Source organism: Pseudomonas sp. TH41, assembly GCF_016650695.1.
Classification (GTDB): domain Bacteria; phylum Pseudomonadota; class Gammaproteobacteria; order Pseudomonadales; family Pseudomonadaceae; genus Aquipseudomonas.
The window spans coordinates 671,054-687,830 of record NZ_JAEKFH010000005.1 but is presented as its reverse complement, the minus strand read 5'-3'; the positions used below and the strand labels follow the sequence as shown (position 1 = coordinate 687,830).

Here is a 16,777-nt window from a genome sequence, read left to right as displayed (position 1 = left end):
GTGCTGTCGAAGGTATGGAAGAGAAGATTTCGGCCAAGACAGTCGATGAGATTTGTAATTTTTACTTGACAAGTGTTTGAAATTGGCGAGCGACCTTGGTCGCAGGTGTGATGTTTTAGCAATATTCGGGCCAAATATAGATCTCCGCTAGCCCGAGAGCGTAGGAAAACGGGTGCTGTTTATGCGCCGTACATATGCCCATTCTTCGGGGCACGATCAAAGGAGCAGCATGAAAGGTATAATCTTGGCAGGCGGTTCTGGTACCCGTTTGTACCCGATTACAAAGGGTGTTTCAAAGCAACTGCTGCCTATTTACGATAAGCCGATGGTTTTTTACCCGCTTTCGGTGTTGATGCTGGCTGGAATTAGAGAAATATTGATTATTACTACGCCTGAGGATGTTGACGGGTTCAAGCGCTTGCTTGGCGACGGTTCTCAATTCGGTATTTCGCTGAGCTATGCCGTTCAGGCCAGCCCAGATGGCTTGGCGCAAGCGTTCATTATCGGTGAGGCGTTTATTGGTAAGGACCGAGTGTGTCTGGTCTTGGGCGATAATATTTTTTATGGGCAGGGCTTTACGCCGATGTTACATGCTGCGGTCGGCCGAACCGAAGGCGCAACCGTTTTTGGCTATCAAGTCAAAGACCCGGAGAGATTTGGAGTGGTTGAGTTCGACCAAAAACAGCGTGCAATTTCTATCGAAGAAAAGCCGAAGAAGCCGAAGTCGAATTACGCTGTCACGGGCCTATATTTTTACGACAATGACGTCATTGACATCGCCAAAAAGGTCAAGCCATCTGAGCGGGGAGAACTGGAAATAACCAGTATTAACCAAGCTTACATGGCACGTGGTGATTTGCATGTTCAGCTGTTGCGTCGAGGTTTCGCCTGGTTAGACACCGGTACGCATGAAAGCTTGCTGGAGGCTGCTCATTTTGTTGAAACCATTGAAAAGCGCCAAGGTTACAAAGTTGCTTGCCTTGAGGAGATTGCTTTCAATAAAGGCTGGTTGACAGTAGATGAGCTGCTGCGATTAGGGACAGACCTAAGAAAAAATAGTTATGGTCAATATTTACTGAGTATCGTGAATGAGGCTAGCCAAGCCGAGTAAGATATTCGATTGGCGAGGATAGTATTCTCGTCAGTGATCCACAACGTTTCCAGGTGTGAAGATATATGGCTTACCTCACAGAAATGCAACTTAAAGATGCGGGTTTTAAAAAGCTGGGTAAACAAGTGAGAATTAGCGACAAGGCAAGTATTTATAATGCTGATCAAATTGAAATAGATGATTACTCGCGAATAGACGATTTTTGTGTTATTTCCGGGCGAGTCTCTATTGGGAAATATAATCACATTACACCTATGTGCTTAGTGGCTGGTGGCACTCCTGGTATTGTTTTTGATGACTTTTGTACTCTGGCATATGGTGTAAAGGTATTCTCCCAGTCAGATGATTACAGTGGGGAGACATTAACTAACTCCCTTGTGCCTAAAAAATTTAAAAATGAAAAATTTGCTGCGGTTCATCTGCAGCGCCATGTCATCGTTGGTGCTGGTGCCGTCATTTTTCCTGGGACTATCGTGGCTGAGGGCTGCTCAATTGGTGCCATGGCACTCGTGACTAAAAGTACCTCGCCTTGGGGGATCTACGCTGGTGTACCCGCAAAGCGCGTGAAGGAAAGAAAAACGGATTTGCTAACATTAGAGCTTGAATTTCTTGAAGAGCAGAAAAATGATTCCATTTAATAAACCACCGTATACCGGAAACGAAGACCACCACGTTATGGCCGCCATGCGCAGTGGCAAAATGTCGGGTGACGGTGATTTTACTATTCGTTGTCAGACGTGGTTTGAGGAAAAACTTAACTGTCCTAAAGCGCTGTTGACACCTTCATGCACCCAGGCGCTTGAAATGGCTGCCTTGCTTATAGATATTCAGCCCGGTGATGAAGTGATCATGCCGAGTTATACATTTGTCAGTACGGCAAATGCTTTTGTGCTCCGAGGGGCCAAAATAGTTTTTGTCGATGTCCACCCGGATACCATGAATATAGATGAGACGCAGATTGAAGCGGCCATCACCGAAAAAACCAGAGCTATTGTTCCTGTTCACTATGCGGGTGTTGCATGTGAAATGGATAGCATTATGGCATTGGCGGAAAAGTACAAGCTCTTCGTGGTTGAAGATGCAGCCCAGGCAATGATGTCGACGTATAAAGGAAGAGCGTTGGGAACCATTGGCCACTTGGCGGCCTATAGTTTTCATGAAACCAAAAACTATACCAGCGGCGGCGAAGGGGGGCTGTTATTGCTCAATGATGAGAGTTTTATCCTCCGTGCTGAAATCATTCGGGAGAAAGGGACAAACAGGTCGCAGTTTTTCCGTGGGCAAGTCGATAAGTACACCTGGCGAGATATCGGTTCGAGTTTCCTACCCGGAGAGCTTCAGGCCGCTTACCTATATGCACAGTTGGAAGACGCGCAGGAAATCAATACGCGCCGGATGCATATCTGGAATAGCTATCATCAGGCTTTTGCTGCGCTGGAAAAAAGCGGTGTATTGGTAAGGCCAACGATTCCGGGGCATGTGACACAAAATGCTCATATGTACTATTTGAAGCTGAAAGATTTTTCAATACGGGAAAAGTTCATCAAGCATATGCAGGAAAGAGGCATTCTTACGCCGTTCCATTATATTCCTTTGCATTCAAGCCCAGCGGGTGAAAAGTTTGGTATTTTTTCGGGCGTGGATCGGTTTACCACCGTTGAAAGTGAGCGTTTAGTGCGCCTTCCTATTTATTTTAATATGACGCAGGAGGAGCTTGATACCGTCATCGCCGCGGTTGCAGAGGTCATGAGTATTATTGGATGAGCATGACATCGTCTTTAGTGCTTACTTCCCTTGCCCATGGCTCGAAGATACTCGCGGGATTTGCATTAATCAAAATAATGGCAATGTACCTCGGGCCCGAGGGCGTCGGAAAGCTCGGTCACATGATGAGTGTGGTAAGCATTTTGACGATCCTCTCGGGAGGCGGGGTAATCAATGGCCTGGTCAAATATACTTCGGAGTATAAACTCCGATCGGTCGTGTTATTCCGCTTTATTTCCGCTTCGGCCAGCTATGCGTTGGCCTTTTCTGTTTTGGTGATGGTACTGGGGGTTGTATTTTCCGGTGCGATTGCGAAGTTGGTATTCAATAATAGCGAGATGTACGGCATCATCATTTTTTTGGCAGTTATGCAGATGCTGTTTGCATTTGTTAATGTCGTTTTTGGTGTTTCGAACGGACTGGGCGACACCAAGGTTTTTGCCGTCAGCCAGATTTTCGGTAGTGTGCTGTCTATTCCCTTGCTGTGGGCAGCCATTTACTACTACGCCGTTCCGGGGGCGGCGCTATCGCTCGTTTTTGCTTCCTGCCTTTGCGCGATTCCGGCATTCTATTACTTTAAAAAGTCGAGGATCTGGGGGCATGTCCGGTTATCGACACGATACCGCAATAACTTTTTGAGGCTATCCTCTTACACAATCATGCTGGTGTTCAGCACGATCTCTTTTCCGCTTGTGGAAATTTTGATTCGTCAAATGCTAATCCGCCAGGTGGGTTTTCATGATGCCGGTATTTGGCAAGCGTCGATAAGGCTTTCAGCCGCTTATTTAGGTTTTTTTACGGTATTTCTGGGCTTCTACTTCATGCCCCGAGTGTCACAACAAGCGGATAAACGCGTGTTATCTACGCTGGTGCTCCGTTATCTGATTTTCGTTCAGGCGGCATTCTTGCTGGGGGCCTTGACTTTATATTTGGGGCGCGGATTTTTTATTTCGCTGCTGTTCTCTGAAGATTTTTCGACACTCAATAATTTGATCGTTTATCAGTTGGTTGGAGACTTTTTCAAGATCAGCTCATATGTATTTGGTTTTGTCGCCGTCGCCAAGGCCGCGACCAAGCTGTATATCGCTTCCGAAATCATTCAGGGAGGCGTTTTCCTGGGCTTGGCCTCGCTAATGAGCTTCACTGCCCACGGGGTTGAAAGTGTAATGCAAGCGTATATGTTGACTTATATGTTGTACTTTTTTGTCAGCGCCGGGAGCGTGATTTTTTATCTTCGGCGGAAATGAACCGTGGGGCTGGGTATTGTTAAGGATGATAAAAATCAAATGCAGGTAGATAAATGAAGTTGGCAAAGATCGTCCATCTCTCTACGAATGATTTCGGCGGTGCTGGCAGCGCTGCTCTTCGCTACCATGAGGCGTTTCTGGCGCTGGGTTATGACTCTGAAATGTACGTTGCCGAGTCTAAGAGTTCTGTCCAGGATGGAAGAATAAAGCTGATCGCTGGATCCAGTCTTTATATGAAGCTGAAGGCGGCGGCGAGAAAGTTTTTCTCGCCAAAACTGTTCTCAAAGTTAAGGCAGTTCCTGGCGGAAAAAGAAAGGTTTTCTCCGAAAAGGAAATATTTGTTTTTTACAACGGGTGAGTCCATCGAGCAGGGGCTCAACCCCAGGTTGGTGTCGGCTATCGAGCAGGCAGACTTTTTGTTCGTGCATTGGGTGGCAGGGTTTTCCAGTACGCATGATGTTCTGGAAATTCATAAAAAAACCGGATGTAAAGTTTATTTCGTGACCATGGATATGGCTCACCTGACGGGGGGCTGTCATTACTATTGGAAGTGTCGAGGGTTTACCTCGGACTGCTCGGATTGTCCTGCGCTGGACTACAAGAGTCGTAATTATGCAGTCGAACAACTTCGTGCAAAGTCCATTAATATCGCTCAGATGAAAGCTTCGATTTTGTGCGCCAGTGAAAAAATACTGGAAGAAGCAAAAAAATCGGCAATCCCTTACGATGACTATATCAGACTGCCGATTCCTATCAATGAAAGCTGCTATACGCCTCGCCTGCGGTCGGCTTCGGAAAGTGTATTCAAGATCCTGACAAATGCGAATGACGCGAGTGACCCTCGTAAAGGTTTTAATTACCTGCTGGAGTCCTTGATTCATTTGGATCATCTACTCACCGGGGCCATGCGAATTTCGATCATGTGCGTCGATCCCGGGCGCTTTGCACCGCTGGAGCTTCAGCGGGTGGTGTTTGAGAAATTCAATTATCGTAGGGGGGATGAGGAGTTGTCTGACCTCTACAAGTCAGTCAGTGTTTTTGTCAACACCTCGACCGAAGATGCTGGGCCCATGATGCTGGCGGAAGCCTTGATGTGTGGCATACCCGTTATTTCATTTGAGGTGGGAATGGCGCAGGAGCTGATTCGTGAGGGCAGAAATGGCTTTTTAATTTCCGGCTTCGATGCCAGGGCGGTGGCATTGAAAATATTCAAGCTTTATACGTCAGGAATCAATGAACTCGATCAACCCGTCGATATTCATCAAGAGGTTGCTCAGGTTTTCAGCGTTGAAAAGTGGAAAGATAAAGTTTCCAGTTTGGTTAGACTTTAATAGGATTGAGGCATCATCATGAAAAAGAAGGCTCTTATAACCGGTGTGACAGGACAAGACGGCTCTTACCTGGCCGAGTTCTTGCTCGAAAAAGGGTATGAGGTCCATGGGATCAAGCGGCGTGCATCGTCGTTCAATACCCAGCGGGTTGATCATATTTATCAAGACCCGCATGTAGAGAACAAAAACTTTGTCCTGCATTATGGAGACCTTACCGATTCCTCGAATCTCACTCGTATTATTCAAGAAGTGCAACCTGATGAAGTCTACAACCTCGGGGCGCAATCGCACGTTGCAGTAAGCTTCGAGTCGCCAGAATATACCGCAGACGTCGACGCGATGGGCACGCTGCGTTTACTTGAGGCTATCCGCCTACTGGGGCTCGAAAAGAAAACGCGTTTCTATCAGGCTTCTACATCTGAACTGTATGGTTTGGTCCAGGAAACTCCGCAGAAAGAGACCACTCCGTTTTATCCGCGTTCGCCCTATGCGGTAGCCAAGATGTATGCGTATTGGATTACAGTCAACTATCGTGAGTCTTATGGGATGTATGCCTGCAACGGCATTTTGTTTAACCACGAGTCCCCTCGTCGAGGTGAAACATTCGTCACCCGGAAAATTACCCGGGCACTCGCAAACATAGGCCAGGGGCTGGAAAAGTGCCTTTACCTCGGTAATATGGACGCCCTTCGGGACTGGGGGCATGCTAAAGATTATGTCCGCATGCAGTGGATGATGTTGCAGCAGGACAATCCAGATGACTTTGTTATCGCCACGGGTGTCCAATATTCCGTTCGCCAATTTGTGGTGTGGTCCGCTAATGAGTTGGGCATCACTCTGCGATTTGAAGGTACTGGCGTAGCGGAAAAGGCCGTCGTAGAGAAAGTGGAAGGTGATAAAGCTCCCGCGTTGAAAGCCGGAGACGTTATTGTTCAGGTGGATCCACGATACTTCCGACCTGCGGAGGTAGAAACCCTGCTAGGCGATCCAAGTAAAGCCAAAAAAGTGTTGGGCTGGGTACCTGAGATCACGGCTCAGGAGATGTGTGCCGAGATGGTCGTAGAGGACCTGAAGATCGCTCGTCGTCACGCCCTGTTAATGTCCCACGGACACGATGTGCATGTGTCTTTGGAGCACTGACATGAATGCTAATTTGAGTAAAAAAATATTTGTCGCCGGGCACTTGGGGATGGTGGGATCTGCCATTGTGCGCCGCTTGCAAGCGCTGGGCTTCAATAACATTTTGACGCGAGGTCGGAAAGAGCTCGACCTTCTCAATCAGCATGAAGTTGGCGCGTTTTTCGAAGAGCATGAAATCGATCAGGTTTACCTGGCGGCGGCGAAGGTAGGGGGTATTCATGCAAATAATACCTATCCAGCGGATTTCATTTATGAAAACTTAATGATTGAATCAAACCTCATCCATTCAGCTTATAAGGGGGGGGTGAAAAAGCTGCTGTTTTTGGGGTCTTCGTGTATCTATCCAAAGTATGCTGAGCAGCCGATAAAAGAAAGTGCATTGTTGACAGGAACCCTGGAGGAAACAAACGAGCCTTATGCCATAGCCAAAATCGCGGGGATTAAACTCTGTGAAAGCTATAATCGCCAGTATGGGTGCGATTTCCGGAGTGTCATGCCTACAAACCTCTACGGGCCGAATGACAATTTTCATCCGGATAACAGCCATGTTATTCCTGCTTTGGTACGACGCTTTCACGAGGCCGCTCAATCGAAGAGGGAGGAGATCGTCATCTGGGGGAGTGGGAAGCCGCTGAGAGAGTTTTTGCATGTCGATGACATGGCGGCAGCCTCTGTTCATGTCATGGGGCTGTCGAAGGAGGAGTACTTTTCACATGCGCAGCCAATGCTCTCTCATGTTAACGTTGGCACAGGGATAGATTGCAACATCCGTGAGCTCGCCGAGACAATCGCCACGATCACCGGTTATCAAGGCCGGCTTATCTTTGATACAAGTAAGCCAGACGGGACGCCCAGAAAACTCATGGATGTCTCTAGACTACGGGCCATGGGCTGGGAATCCTCCATATCTTTGGAAAAGGGGTTGGAGGATACGTATGGCTGGTTCGTCAAAAATGAAAACCTTGTGAGGCGATAGCTCAATAGCTTCAAGCAGGGCCCCGGGTGGATCCTGCTTGAAAATTCTCACTTTTGTCTGTTATTGTTCGAGGTGTAGAAAACTAAAAATTTCGTTCTGGCGATGCTTTGATTGCCATCTGTACATTCAGAGTTACGGTTCATGTTTTTATATTATATTCCTTTCTCATTGGCCTGCTTGTTTTCTGCATTAGGTAGAAAGAGTGGAACAGCCTATTTTTTACTAGCGTGCATGTTGACCGCCATGTGTGCACTACAAGCACCGGGTGTGTCTGAGGATCATTCTAACTATATCGATTATTTTTCGGGTGTTGCCAGTGGTTCATTGGATGCGTTTTTTATAGAGCCGACATTTTATTTTTTGTCTCAGGTTTCTATTTTTTTGAGTGGCAGTTCGGAATTGCTTTTTTTGGTCTACGCAGTATTAGGTGTGGGCATAAAGTTTTTAGTATCAAAGCGGGTCAGCGGGTATTATTGGTTTAGTGTTGCTTTGTATATTTCGTATTTTTTCTTTTTGCAGGACTTTACCCAGATCAGAATAGGCGCCGCGGTGGCGTTTATTTTTTTATCTTCCTTCTCGTTTTATATCGGGCAGCGTTTGAGAGCACTGCTGTTTTTTTTTATCGCAGTTCTTTTTCATTACTCAACAGCCATTTTTTTGCCGTTTTTTGTATTTTTTTATTTTAATAGCATTAGAACAGTGTTGATGCTTTATTTGTTATGCTGTTTTTTGTTTGTTTTTTATATGCTTGATCTGAGTTTGTCGCAGGGATTGGTTGATTTTTTCTCTATCCTGCAGATAGATCGTTTAAGTTTTTATCTTGAGAATGCGCTCTCCGGTCAAGGTGGAAGTATTAATCCGATGCGTGCGTTGTTTCATTTTATAATGTTAACGCCGTTGGTGTTTCTATTTGATAGGATTAAGAGGGAGTCTGCTTTTTTAAGTTATTCGATAATAATTCACTTGTGTGGATTGATTATCCTGTTGTCGCTTCATGATCTGCAGGTGTTTGCTTACAGGATATCCGATATATTTAATGGTTTTATGATATTTTCTTTGATTTCCTACATTGTCGTATTCGGACGTCGTCTGGGTGGTGCGTTGGTGCTCGGTGTGGCGGTATTTCAGTTGGTCTATATATTGCTCGTCCTTGAGTTTGTTAATCCATACACTTCTGTATTAGGTGATTTATGATCGTTCCGGTGATTATGGCGGGTGGATTTGGTTCCAGGCTCTGGCCCATCTCACGCCAGCAGCATCCCAAGCAGTTCCTGCCCCTGATCGATGACTCTTCTATGCTGCAGACGACGATTCGACGTTTGGAGGGGCTCACTTCCGTTCCTCCTCAGCTGATCTGTAATGAGCAACATCGGTTTTTGGCGGCTGAGCAGTTACGTCAAATAGGGCTTGAGGATGCGAATATTCTCTTGGAGCCTGAAGGTCGCAACACGGCCCCGGCCATTGCTCTGGCCGCAATGAGGGTCATGCAGGATGGTAAGGACCCCGTTATCTTGGTCCTGGCAGCAGATCACTATATCCAGGACGTATCCGCCTTCCACGCCAGCGTGTTGACGGCATTACCTTTTGCAGAGTCGGGGCGTCTGGTCGTATTCGGCATTAATCCAACTTCCCCGGAGACCGGCTACGGTTACATCGAACAGGGCATGTCTCTTGACGGTGGGGGCTACGAGGTAAAGAAGTTTGTCGAGAAACCTAAACTTTCCGTGGCGGAGGGTTACCTGAAGCAAGGCGGTTTCTTGTGGAACAGCGGCATGTTTTTGTTTCGTGCGAGCAGTTTCCTGAAAGAACTGAAGTTTTTTCAACCTGAAATTTTTGATATTTGCCGTGAGGCGCTTAGCGAAGGAGAAGAAGATCTTCACTTTACGCGTATCAATGCAAAGATTTTTTCCGCATGTCCCGATTTGTCAGTCGATTACGCGGTTATGGAAAAAACGGCTAACTCAGTAGTGGTTCCTATGGGCGCCGGCTGGAGCGATATTGGGTCTTGGTCAGCGTTATGGGATGTTGGCTCAAAAAATGAGGAAGGGAATATACTGAAAGGCGATGTTCTGGTCCATAACACACGTAATACATACGTGCACTCTGAAAGTCGCCTTGTCACGGCGGTAGGGGTGGATGACTTGGTCATTGTCGAAACAAAAGACTCAATATTGATCGCGCATAAAGACAGCGTTCAGGATGTCAAGGTTATTGTCGACAAATTAAAGTCGAAAAACAGGTCGGAGTTTCTTTGTCATCGTGAAGTATACCGACCCTGGGGAAGCTACGACTCTATTGATAAGGGCAACCGTTATCAGGTCAAGCGTATTTCAGTAAGACCGGGCGCAAAGCTGTCTGTGCAGATGCATCATCATCGAGCTGAACATTGGGTTGTGGTCAGCGGAACGGCAAAGGTGACCAATGGTAAAGAAAGCTATTTGGTGACTGAAAATCAATCCACCTACATTCCAATTGGCCAGGTCCACGCGCTGGAAAACCCGGGGAAATTACCTCTTGAGTTGATTGAGGTTCAGTCGGGTTCGTATTTGGGAGAGGACGATATTGTTCGCTTTGAAGATCGTTATGGACGTAGTTAATTGAGGTGTGTGACTTGAAAGTAATTGTTGCGAGCTGCGTTTTCCCTCCCGAGCCTGTTGTCAGTGCAAAGACAAGTATGGACGTGGCTCGGTACCTTCACGGTGAAGGTCATGAGGTCGTGGTCGCATGCCCTACACCCAGTAGGAATATTGCAAAGGCCGATGTCGAGAGAAAAATTTCAGAGATGCCGCAGCCGTTCAAGGTGGCGAGGTTGTCTGCGCTGGCGTCGAAAAAATCTGGTTTTTTTTCCCGATTTATTGAAAATATTTCATTCGGTTTATCGGTATTCATTTTTATCCTGAAACAACGCAAGGTGGATTTGGTTTACGCGAATGTCTGGCCGGTTTTTTCCTTGGGCTTATTGGTGTTGGCGTGCCGAATAAAGGGCATAAAGGTCGTTGCGAGTATTCAGGACCTTTACCCTGAATCGTTGTCAGCACAAAAGCGCTTGAAAGAGACCAGTGCTATATTCAAGACGCTGTTTTTTTTAGACTCATGGATCGCAAAAAAATGTGACCATATCGTGGTTATTTCCGAAGGTTTCAAGTCCGCTTTCGTTGAGCGGCGAGGCGTGAAGGAAAGTAAAGTCACCGTGATTCGAAATTGGGTGAAAAGTAACCAGGTTGAAGTGTGCGACAGGACTGAGGCTCGGACGGAATTGGCGAGGCACCTCTCTATAACGCTTAGGGATGAGACATTTGTCTGTGTTTACGGTGGCAATATGGGGGTTGCTTCCGGACTGGATGAGTTGATGCAACACGTCGTTCTCTTTAAGAAAGATGTGCTATTCGTTCTGGCTGGGGACGGTTCTCTGGTACCCGGTTTGCGTGAGCTTGTGAGTAAGAGCGGATGCGAGTCAAAGGTTAAGTTTATTGTCCCATGGCCCTCAGAGATGACCTCCCTTGTCTTTGGTGCTGCCGACGTGCTGTTGCTTCCTATTGCTGCAGGTCAAGAGTGGGCATCGGTACCTTCAAAACTGATTACCTACATGCTTTCTTCTCGTCCGATCATGTTGTTGACGAACAAGCGGAGTGAATCGGCAATCGAACTCGAGAAATCAGGAGCGGGGTTTTGTGTTGAGGATAGAACCGATCAGGCCATTTTTTCCTGTCTGGACTCACTCATGGAGCTATCCCCTCAGGAGCGTCTGAGCATGGGCACATCAGGTCGGGAATATGCTGAAAATTTCTACTCATCTGACGTGGCCTTGGCAAAAATCAATAAGATTTTTGGGAGTCTGGTATGAATGTCAAAAAGATAAGTACTCCTGATCCTGATCTCGTCAGGAGTTTGGTGGATCTTCACATCGCCGCCTTCCCTGATTTTTTTCTGAGTTCATTGGGGGAGGGTTTTTTGAGCGTGCTCTATAGTAATTATTTGTCCTCTCCGAACTGTGCCTGTCTGGTGGCGTTCGACACCGATGGACAAGGAAAAAAGCCAATTGGTTCTGCTGTTGCAATTGGGAATCCTTCTCTGTTTTATAAAGAACTGTTGAAAAAGCAGTGGTTGAAATTTTCCATTCGGGCCATCCCGAGTTTGTTAAAAAAACCAGGCTTGGTCGCACGTAAATTGGTCTCCGCCATTTTTTACAGAGGGGATGCGAGCAGCGAATTTAATACGGCAAACGCTGTCTTATTGAGTACCATATCTGTATCACCTGAGGCTCAGGGACAGGGTGTCGGGAAAAAGCTGCTGGAAAATGTAGAGTCTTTTGCGAATGAGTCTCGATTTGATTTTGTCTATTTGATGACGGATCAGGATGAAAACTCGGCTGTTAATTCTTTTTATTTGAACAATGGTTACCGGCTCGAATCAACGGTGTTGAAGGGCGGGGGAAGACACATGAATCGTTATATGAAACAGCTAGGGGTGCAGCATGTCTGATGAAAAGTTTTTGCCTTTTGCGCTTCCCGAGATTGGGGAAGAGGAAATTGCTGAAGTCGTGGATGCGATCCGTTCGGGTTGGGTCACCACGGGACCAAAAACTCGTCAGTTTGAGCAGAATTTCTCTGAATTCCTTGGCGGGGGGGTCGAGAGTATCGCTGTGAACTCGGCCACCGCTGGCCTGCACCTTGCCCTGGAGGCCATCGGGATTGGTCCTGGTGATGAGGTGATACTGCCCACCTATACCTTCACCGCCACCGCCGAGGTGGTTCGATATCTTGGCGGCACTCCCGTTTTCGTTGACGTACTTGAAAGCACTTTCAATATTGACCCGCAGGCTATTGTTGCGGCCATTACGCCGAAAACAAAAGCAATCATGCCTGTTCACTTTGCCGGTCTTAGCTGTGACATGGACGCGATCCTGTCCATCGCGAAGCAGCATGGTCTGCGAGTCGTGGAAGATGCCGCTCATGCGTTACCTACGACGTGGCGCGGGTGCAAAATCGGCAAGTTGGCATCGGATTTCACCGTCTTCAGTTTTTATGCAAATAAAACAATGACGACCGGTGAAGGCGGGATGGTCGTTACGGCGGATGCCGAGCTTGCCAAACGCTGCAAAATCATGCGTTTGCACGGGATTAGCAAAGACGCATTTGATCGTTATGTTTCCAAAACACCGGCTTGGTTTTACGAAATCGTCGCGCCGGGGTTCAAATACAACATGAGTGACATCGCAGCGGCGATGGGGATTCATCAACTGCACAGACTCCCAGGCTTTCAGGTCAAGAGAGAGTTGATGGCGCAGGCTTATAATTCCGCACTGGCGGGTTTGCCTATCTGCTTGCCACCTGATGCAGCAGCCGGAGATTTGCATGCTCGACATTTGTACCCGATTCGTTTGCTTCCGGAGTGCGGGGTCAGCAGAGACACGTTTATTGAGGAAATGGCAAAACGTGGTATCGGTTGCTCGGTTCATTTTATTCCATTGCATCTCCACCCTTATTGGAAGGAGAGCTGCGCAGTGACGCCCGAAATGTTTCCTGTCGCACAAAGGCTGTTTGAGCAAGAAGTTTCCATTCCCCTCTATACCAAGATGACTGAGGAAGATCTGCTTCGTGTGGTTAACAGCATCCGCTCGGTGCTGAACAATGCTTAAACGATTTTTCGATATACTGTTTTCGTTGTTAGGGCTGCTCGTATTGAGCCCACTTTTTTTGTTGATTTTTTTATGGATAAAATATGATTCCCCGGGACCCGCCTTTTTCAGGCAGGTCAGAGTAGGACGCTTCGGTGAGTCGTTTCGAATTCATAAATTCAGAACAATGCGCACAGACTCGGAGTCCGGTGGTCGTCTGACGGTAGGTGAGGATAACCGGATTACTCGCTCGGGCTATTTTCTGAGACGATTCAAGATCGACGAGCTCCCTCAGTTGATAGACGTGCTGCTTGGGAAAATGAGCCTTGTCGGGCCTCGACCCGAGGTGCAGGAGTTCATGGATTGCTATGACCCGATTGTAAGGGAGCGTGTGTTGTCGGTGCGACCGGGCATTACCGATCGTGCATCTATTGAAATGGTGGATGAAAATCAGTTGCTGGCCAAGTACCCGGATCCTCGGCAGGCCTACATAGATGTGATATTGCCAATCAAGCAAGCTTATTATTTGGAATATGTAAAAAATCATGGTGTGTGTGTGGATATTCGGATCATTTTTGCCACATTGCTGAAAATTGTAATCCGCTGAGAGTTAGCCGCTTAGGCCGTTGCCGAGCCTGTTCGGCATCGGGGGCGGGCTGGGGGGAAAGCCGGTGTGCGGTGTCGATTTCTCCTGTATTCTTTCAGTGCAATCTGGCTGATCGGCTTTGTTTCAGGCAATCATTTTCTGTTAGGTTTGACGAGTGCTCTGCAATAAGAGGTGTCACTGTGCAACGAAATGTCGATAGGCTGCGTAACTGGTTGGTTACGCGCCCGCGTCGCCACAAACGTATTATTCAGGTCTGCGTGGATGTGGGGCTGGTTTGGTTGGCTTTGTGGATGGCTTTTATTGTGCGGTTAGGGGTTGATGAGATGATCAACCCTTTTAGAACTCAACTTTGGCTCTTTCTCAGTGCGCCAGTTGTTAGCATACCGTTATTTATTCGTTTTGGTATGTATCGTGCCGTCATGCGCTATTTCGGCAATGATGCTCTTATTACAATCGTCAAAGCGGTCAGTCTGTCGTCCCTGATTCTTGGTGTTATCGTTTATTGGTACAGCAATCATCAAAATGTTGTTCCTCGTTCGATCATTTTCAACTACTGGTGGCTAAGTCTGATCATGATTGGTGGCCTGCGTTTGGCCATGCGCCAGTATTTTCTCGGCGACTGGTTTGCAGCGGCTCAGCATGTGCCATTTGCCAGTCGTGACAATGGTTTGCCCAGAGTAGCTATTTACGGGGCCGGTGCTGCGGGCAATCAACTGGTCGCGGCGTTGCGGATGGGGCGTGTGATGCGTCCCGTTGCCTTCATCGATGATGACAGCAGCATCGCCGACAGGATCATTTCGGGGCTACAGGTCTACAAACCTAAACATATCCAACAGATGATCGACTCCACGGGCGCCCAAGAAATTTTATTGGCAGTACCGTCTTCTTCACGAGGTCGCCGTCGTGAAATTCTGAGCCTATTGGAAACCTATCCTCTGCACGTTCGTAGTGTTCCCGGCTTTATGGACTTGGCCAGTGGGCGAGTGAAAGTCGATGATATTCAGGAAGTGGATATCGCCGATTTGTTGGGGCGTGATGCTGTTACGGCTCAAGCGGAACTGCTTGAGCATTGTATCAAGGGGCGTTCGGTGCTGGTCACGGGGGCTGGGGGGTCTATTGGTTCAGAGCTTTGTCGGCAAATTCTGACCTTGGGCCCTAAGACGCTTTTGTTGTTCGAGCATAGTGAGTTCAACCTCTACAGTATCTTGTCTGAGCTTGAACAGCGTGTTTCTCGTGAAGCCCTGTCTGTTCGTGTGTTACCCATTTTGGGGTCGGTGCGAAATCAGGAAAAATTACTGAGTGTGATGAGTGCCTGGCACATCGATACGGTTTATCACGCAGCTGCCTATAAACATGTTCCTATTGTCGAACATAATATTGCCGAGGGCGTGCATAATAATGTGCTAGGTACACTCAATACCGCTCAGGCAGCATTGCAAGCGGGCGTGACAAACTTCGTGTTGATTTCCACTGACAAGGCTGTACGGCCAACGAATGTGATGGGCAGTACCAAGCGTCTGGCTGAAATGATTTTGCAAGCGCTCAGTAAAGAACAGGCTCCCGTTCTCTTCGGTGACAGATCGAATGTCTCTCGAGTGAATAGAACCCGTTTTACCATGGTGCGTTTTGGTAATGTGCTGGGCTCCTCCGGGTCCGTTATTCCGCTTTTCCATAAGCAGATCAAGTCTGGCGGTCCATTGACGGTGACACACCCGAAAATTACCCGTTATTTTATGACTATTCCTGAGGCTGCCCAATTAGTTATCCAGGCGGGCTCGATGGGACTGGGAGGGGATGTTTTTGTGTTGGATATGGGGGATCCCGTAAAGATCGTCAAATTGGCGGAAAAGATGATTCATCTTTCGGGCCTCAGTGTCCGCTCGGATAAAAATCCCCACGGTGATATTGCGATCGAGTTTACTGGGCTTCGCCCAGGTGAAAAGCTTTACGAAGAGCTGCTGATTGGAGACAACGTGGTCGCCACTCAGCACCCGATGATCATGAGTGCGAATGAAGATCTGCTTCCGTGGGATGTGCTCAGCGTGAGGTTGTCCGAATTGCTACAAGCTATCGAGAATGACGACTATGCAAGGGTTCGTCAGCTGCTACGAAATACCGTCAGTGGTTATGCTCCGGATGGTGAAATTGTCGACTGGCTTTACCAGCAGCATCGCAGGGAGCCCTGACGGTTGCACAACTAGCAACGCTGTCATTTTTTGATCGGCTATCGACATCGATAGGTTTGGGAGACGGCTTGGGGAAGCCGTTTCCGCCTTGATGATGTCGATAGGGGGCTGCTTGTACATGCGTCTGTTAAAAAGTGCTTGATATTATATTTATTAATCGTGGGGCGCTGTCAGCAACGACTATTGGGCGATGCTGACTATCATCTTGAGCAAATTCATCTGGCAGTTCTCCCCAGAACAACAGATGCCAGAGCCGCCATAACTTCATCTAGGTCTCGAAGTCAGCCCCTCTGCGTGAGCGGCCGGTTTGTCTTTGTAACGCGCTTCCCAGGGACTGAGCATAGAGCCGGCAAGCGCGGCAATCGATGTTGGGCGTGCAGCACTTGACCTCACCGGCGTCCTGCAGATCCACATGGAAGTGCCGGTAGTGGGAAGTGACTCGGGCTGCGCAGTTGGAGGCGTTACCCGTCGCGGGATCAATATCGTAAAGCCCGTCCGGGTTATGCACCCACTTGTTGAAATGTAACCGCTCCACGAACCCCACATTCAAAGCCGCGATTTGATGCCTGATGCTGTGCTCCCGATCTCTTTCAGAAGCCAGCGGCCATGATGCGTCCCGATGCCAAAGTTGAAAAAGTGTGCTGGCGGCGCTTCCATGTTCGACGGTGGTGGCATTTCGCCGGTTATATCAACTCAAGTGGCGTGGCCGCTCCGAACTACGGTGCAGGCGGATCGGGGGTAGTGGCTGGGTCCGGTGGGGCAAACCAGCCCGGAGGCGCCGGTAAAGCCGGTATTGTT

At 48.0% G+C, this 16,777-nt stretch carries 14 protein-coding genes; all 14 read left to right on the top strand.

Features of this window, described 5'->3' with window-relative positions; translation table 11 throughout:
* The first annotated feature begins 229 nt into the window (after positions 1-229).
* Positions 230-1,111: a glucose-1-phosphate thymidylyltransferase RfbA gene (gene rfbA, locus JFU37_RS21610; protein ID WP_201118473.1), complete on the top strand. Its 882-nt coding sequence runs from the start codon at positions 230-232 to the stop codon at positions 1,109-1,111.
* A gap of 65 nt (positions 1,112-1,176) precedes the next feature.
* Complete coding sequence (locus JFU37_RS21605) at positions 1,177-1,749, top strand: acyltransferase (RefSeq protein WP_201118458.1); 573 nt, start codon at positions 1,177-1,179, stop codon at positions 1,747-1,749.
* Positions 1,736-2,875: a dTDP-4-amino-4,6-dideoxygalactose transaminase gene (gene rffA, locus JFU37_RS21600; RefSeq protein ID WP_201118456.1), complete on the top strand. Its 1,140-nt coding sequence runs from the start codon at positions 1,736-1,738 to the stop codon at positions 2,873-2,875. Before JFU37_RS21605 ends, rffA begins: the two co-directional genes overlap by 14 nt.
* A complete protein-coding gene (locus tag JFU37_RS21595) occupies positions 2,872-4,122 on the top strand; it encodes an O-antigen translocase (RefSeq protein ID WP_201118454.1) in 1,251 nt (416 codons plus the stop codon). The genes rffA and JFU37_RS21595 overlap by 4 nt, the downstream gene beginning before the upstream one ends.
* 53 nt (positions 4,123-4,175) lie before the next feature.
* Positions 4,176-5,453: a glycosyltransferase gene (locus JFU37_RS21590; protein ID WP_201118451.1), complete on the top strand. Its 1,278-nt coding sequence runs from the start codon at positions 4,176-4,178 to the stop codon at positions 5,451-5,453.
* Between the two features lie 18 nt (positions 5,454-5,471).
* Positions 5,472-6,593: a GDP-mannose 4,6-dehydratase gene (gene gmd, locus JFU37_RS21585; RefSeq protein WP_201118449.1), complete on the top strand. Its 1,122-nt coding sequence runs from the start codon at positions 5,472-5,474 to the stop codon at positions 6,591-6,593.
* Position 6,594: 1 nt separating this feature from the next.
* Positions 6,595-7,569, top strand: coding sequence for a GDP-L-fucose synthase (gene fcl, locus JFU37_RS21580; protein ID WP_274609951.1), 975 nt, complete (start codon positions 6,595-6,597; stop codon positions 7,567-7,569).
* 141 nt (positions 7,570-7,710) lie between these two features.
* Entirely contained in the window at positions 7,711-8,763 is a 1,053-nt protein-coding gene (locus JFU37_RS21575) for an EpsG family protein (RefSeq protein ID WP_201118447.1), read from the top strand.
* Complete coding sequence (locus JFU37_RS21570) at positions 8,760-10,166, top strand: mannose-1-phosphate guanylyltransferase/mannose-6-phosphate isomerase (RefSeq protein ID WP_201118446.1); 1,407 nt, start codon at positions 8,760-8,762, stop codon at positions 10,164-10,166. The genes JFU37_RS21575 and JFU37_RS21570 overlap by 4 nt, the downstream gene beginning before the upstream one ends.
* Before the next feature lie 14 nt (positions 10,167-10,180).
* Positions 10,181-11,413, top strand: coding sequence for a glycosyltransferase family 4 protein (locus tag JFU37_RS21565; protein ID WP_201118444.1), 1,233 nt, complete (start codon positions 10,181-10,183; stop codon positions 11,411-11,413).
* On the top strand, positions 11,410-12,051 hold the full coding sequence (locus JFU37_RS21560; protein WP_201118443.1) for a GNAT family N-acetyltransferase: 642 nt from the start codon (positions 11,410-11,412) through the stop codon (positions 12,049-12,051). The genes JFU37_RS21565 and JFU37_RS21560 overlap by 4 nt, the downstream gene beginning before the upstream one ends.
* Complete coding sequence (locus JFU37_RS21555; RefSeq protein ID WP_201118441.1) at positions 12,044-13,207, top strand: DegT/DnrJ/EryC1/StrS family aminotransferase; 1,164 nt, start codon at positions 12,044-12,046, stop codon at positions 13,205-13,207. The genes JFU37_RS21560 and JFU37_RS21555 overlap by 8 nt, the downstream gene beginning before the upstream one ends.
* Positions 13,200-13,793 (top strand): sugar transferase, encoded by a 594-nt coding sequence (locus JFU37_RS21550; RefSeq protein WP_201118439.1) that lies wholly within the window; start codon positions 13,200-13,202, stop codon positions 13,791-13,793. The genes JFU37_RS21555 and JFU37_RS21550 overlap by 8 nt, the downstream gene beginning before the upstream one ends.
* Positions 13,794-13,972: 179 nt before the next feature.
* Positions 13,973-15,979, top strand: a complete 2,007-nt coding sequence (locus tag JFU37_RS21545) for a polysaccharide biosynthesis protein (RefSeq protein WP_201118437.1) — start codon at positions 13,973-13,975, stop codon at positions 15,977-15,979.
* The last annotated feature ends 798 nt before the right edge of the window (positions 15,980-16,777 follow it).

Coding starts and splice junctions, on each gene's coding strand:
- fcl (WP_274609951.1), top strand. CDS start 6,595: ATGAATGCTAATTTGAGTAAAAAAATATTTGTCGCCGGGCACTTGGGG.
- JFU37_RS21590 (WP_201118451.1), top strand. CDS start 4,176: ATGAAGTTGGCAAAGATCGTCCATCTCTCTACGAATGATTTCGGCGGT.
- JFU37_RS21570 (WP_201118446.1), top strand. CDS start 8,760: ATGATCGTTCCGGTGATTATGGCGGGTGGATTTGGTTCCAGGCTCTGG.
- rfbA (WP_201118473.1), top strand. CDS start 230: ATGAAAGGTATAATCTTGGCAGGCGGTTCTGGTACCCGTTTGTACCCG.
- JFU37_RS21550 (WP_201118439.1), top strand. CDS start 13,200: ATGCTTAAACGATTTTTCGATATACTGTTTTCGTTGTTAGGGCTGCTC.
- JFU37_RS21555 (WP_201118441.1), top strand. CDS start 12,044: ATGTCTGATGAAAAGTTTTTGCCTTTTGCGCTTCCCGAGATTGGGGAA.
- rffA (WP_201118456.1), top strand. CDS start 1,736: ATGATTCCATTTAATAAACCACCGTATACCGGAAACGAAGACCACCAC.
- JFU37_RS21595 (WP_201118454.1), top strand. CDS start 2,872: ATGAGCATGACATCGTCTTTAGTGCTTACTTCCCTTGCCCATGGCTCG.
- JFU37_RS21575 (WP_201118447.1), top strand. CDS start 7,711: ATGTTTTTATATTATATTCCTTTCTCATTGGCCTGCTTGTTTTCTGCA.
- JFU37_RS21605 (WP_201118458.1), top strand. CDS start 1,177: ATGGCTTACCTCACAGAAATGCAACTTAAAGATGCGGGTTTTAAAAAG.
- gmd (WP_201118449.1), top strand. CDS start 5,472: ATGAAAAAGAAGGCTCTTATAACCGGTGTGACAGGACAAGACGGCTCT.
- JFU37_RS21560 (WP_201118443.1), top strand. CDS start 11,410: ATGAATGTCAAAAAGATAAGTACTCCTGATCCTGATCTCGTCAGGAGT.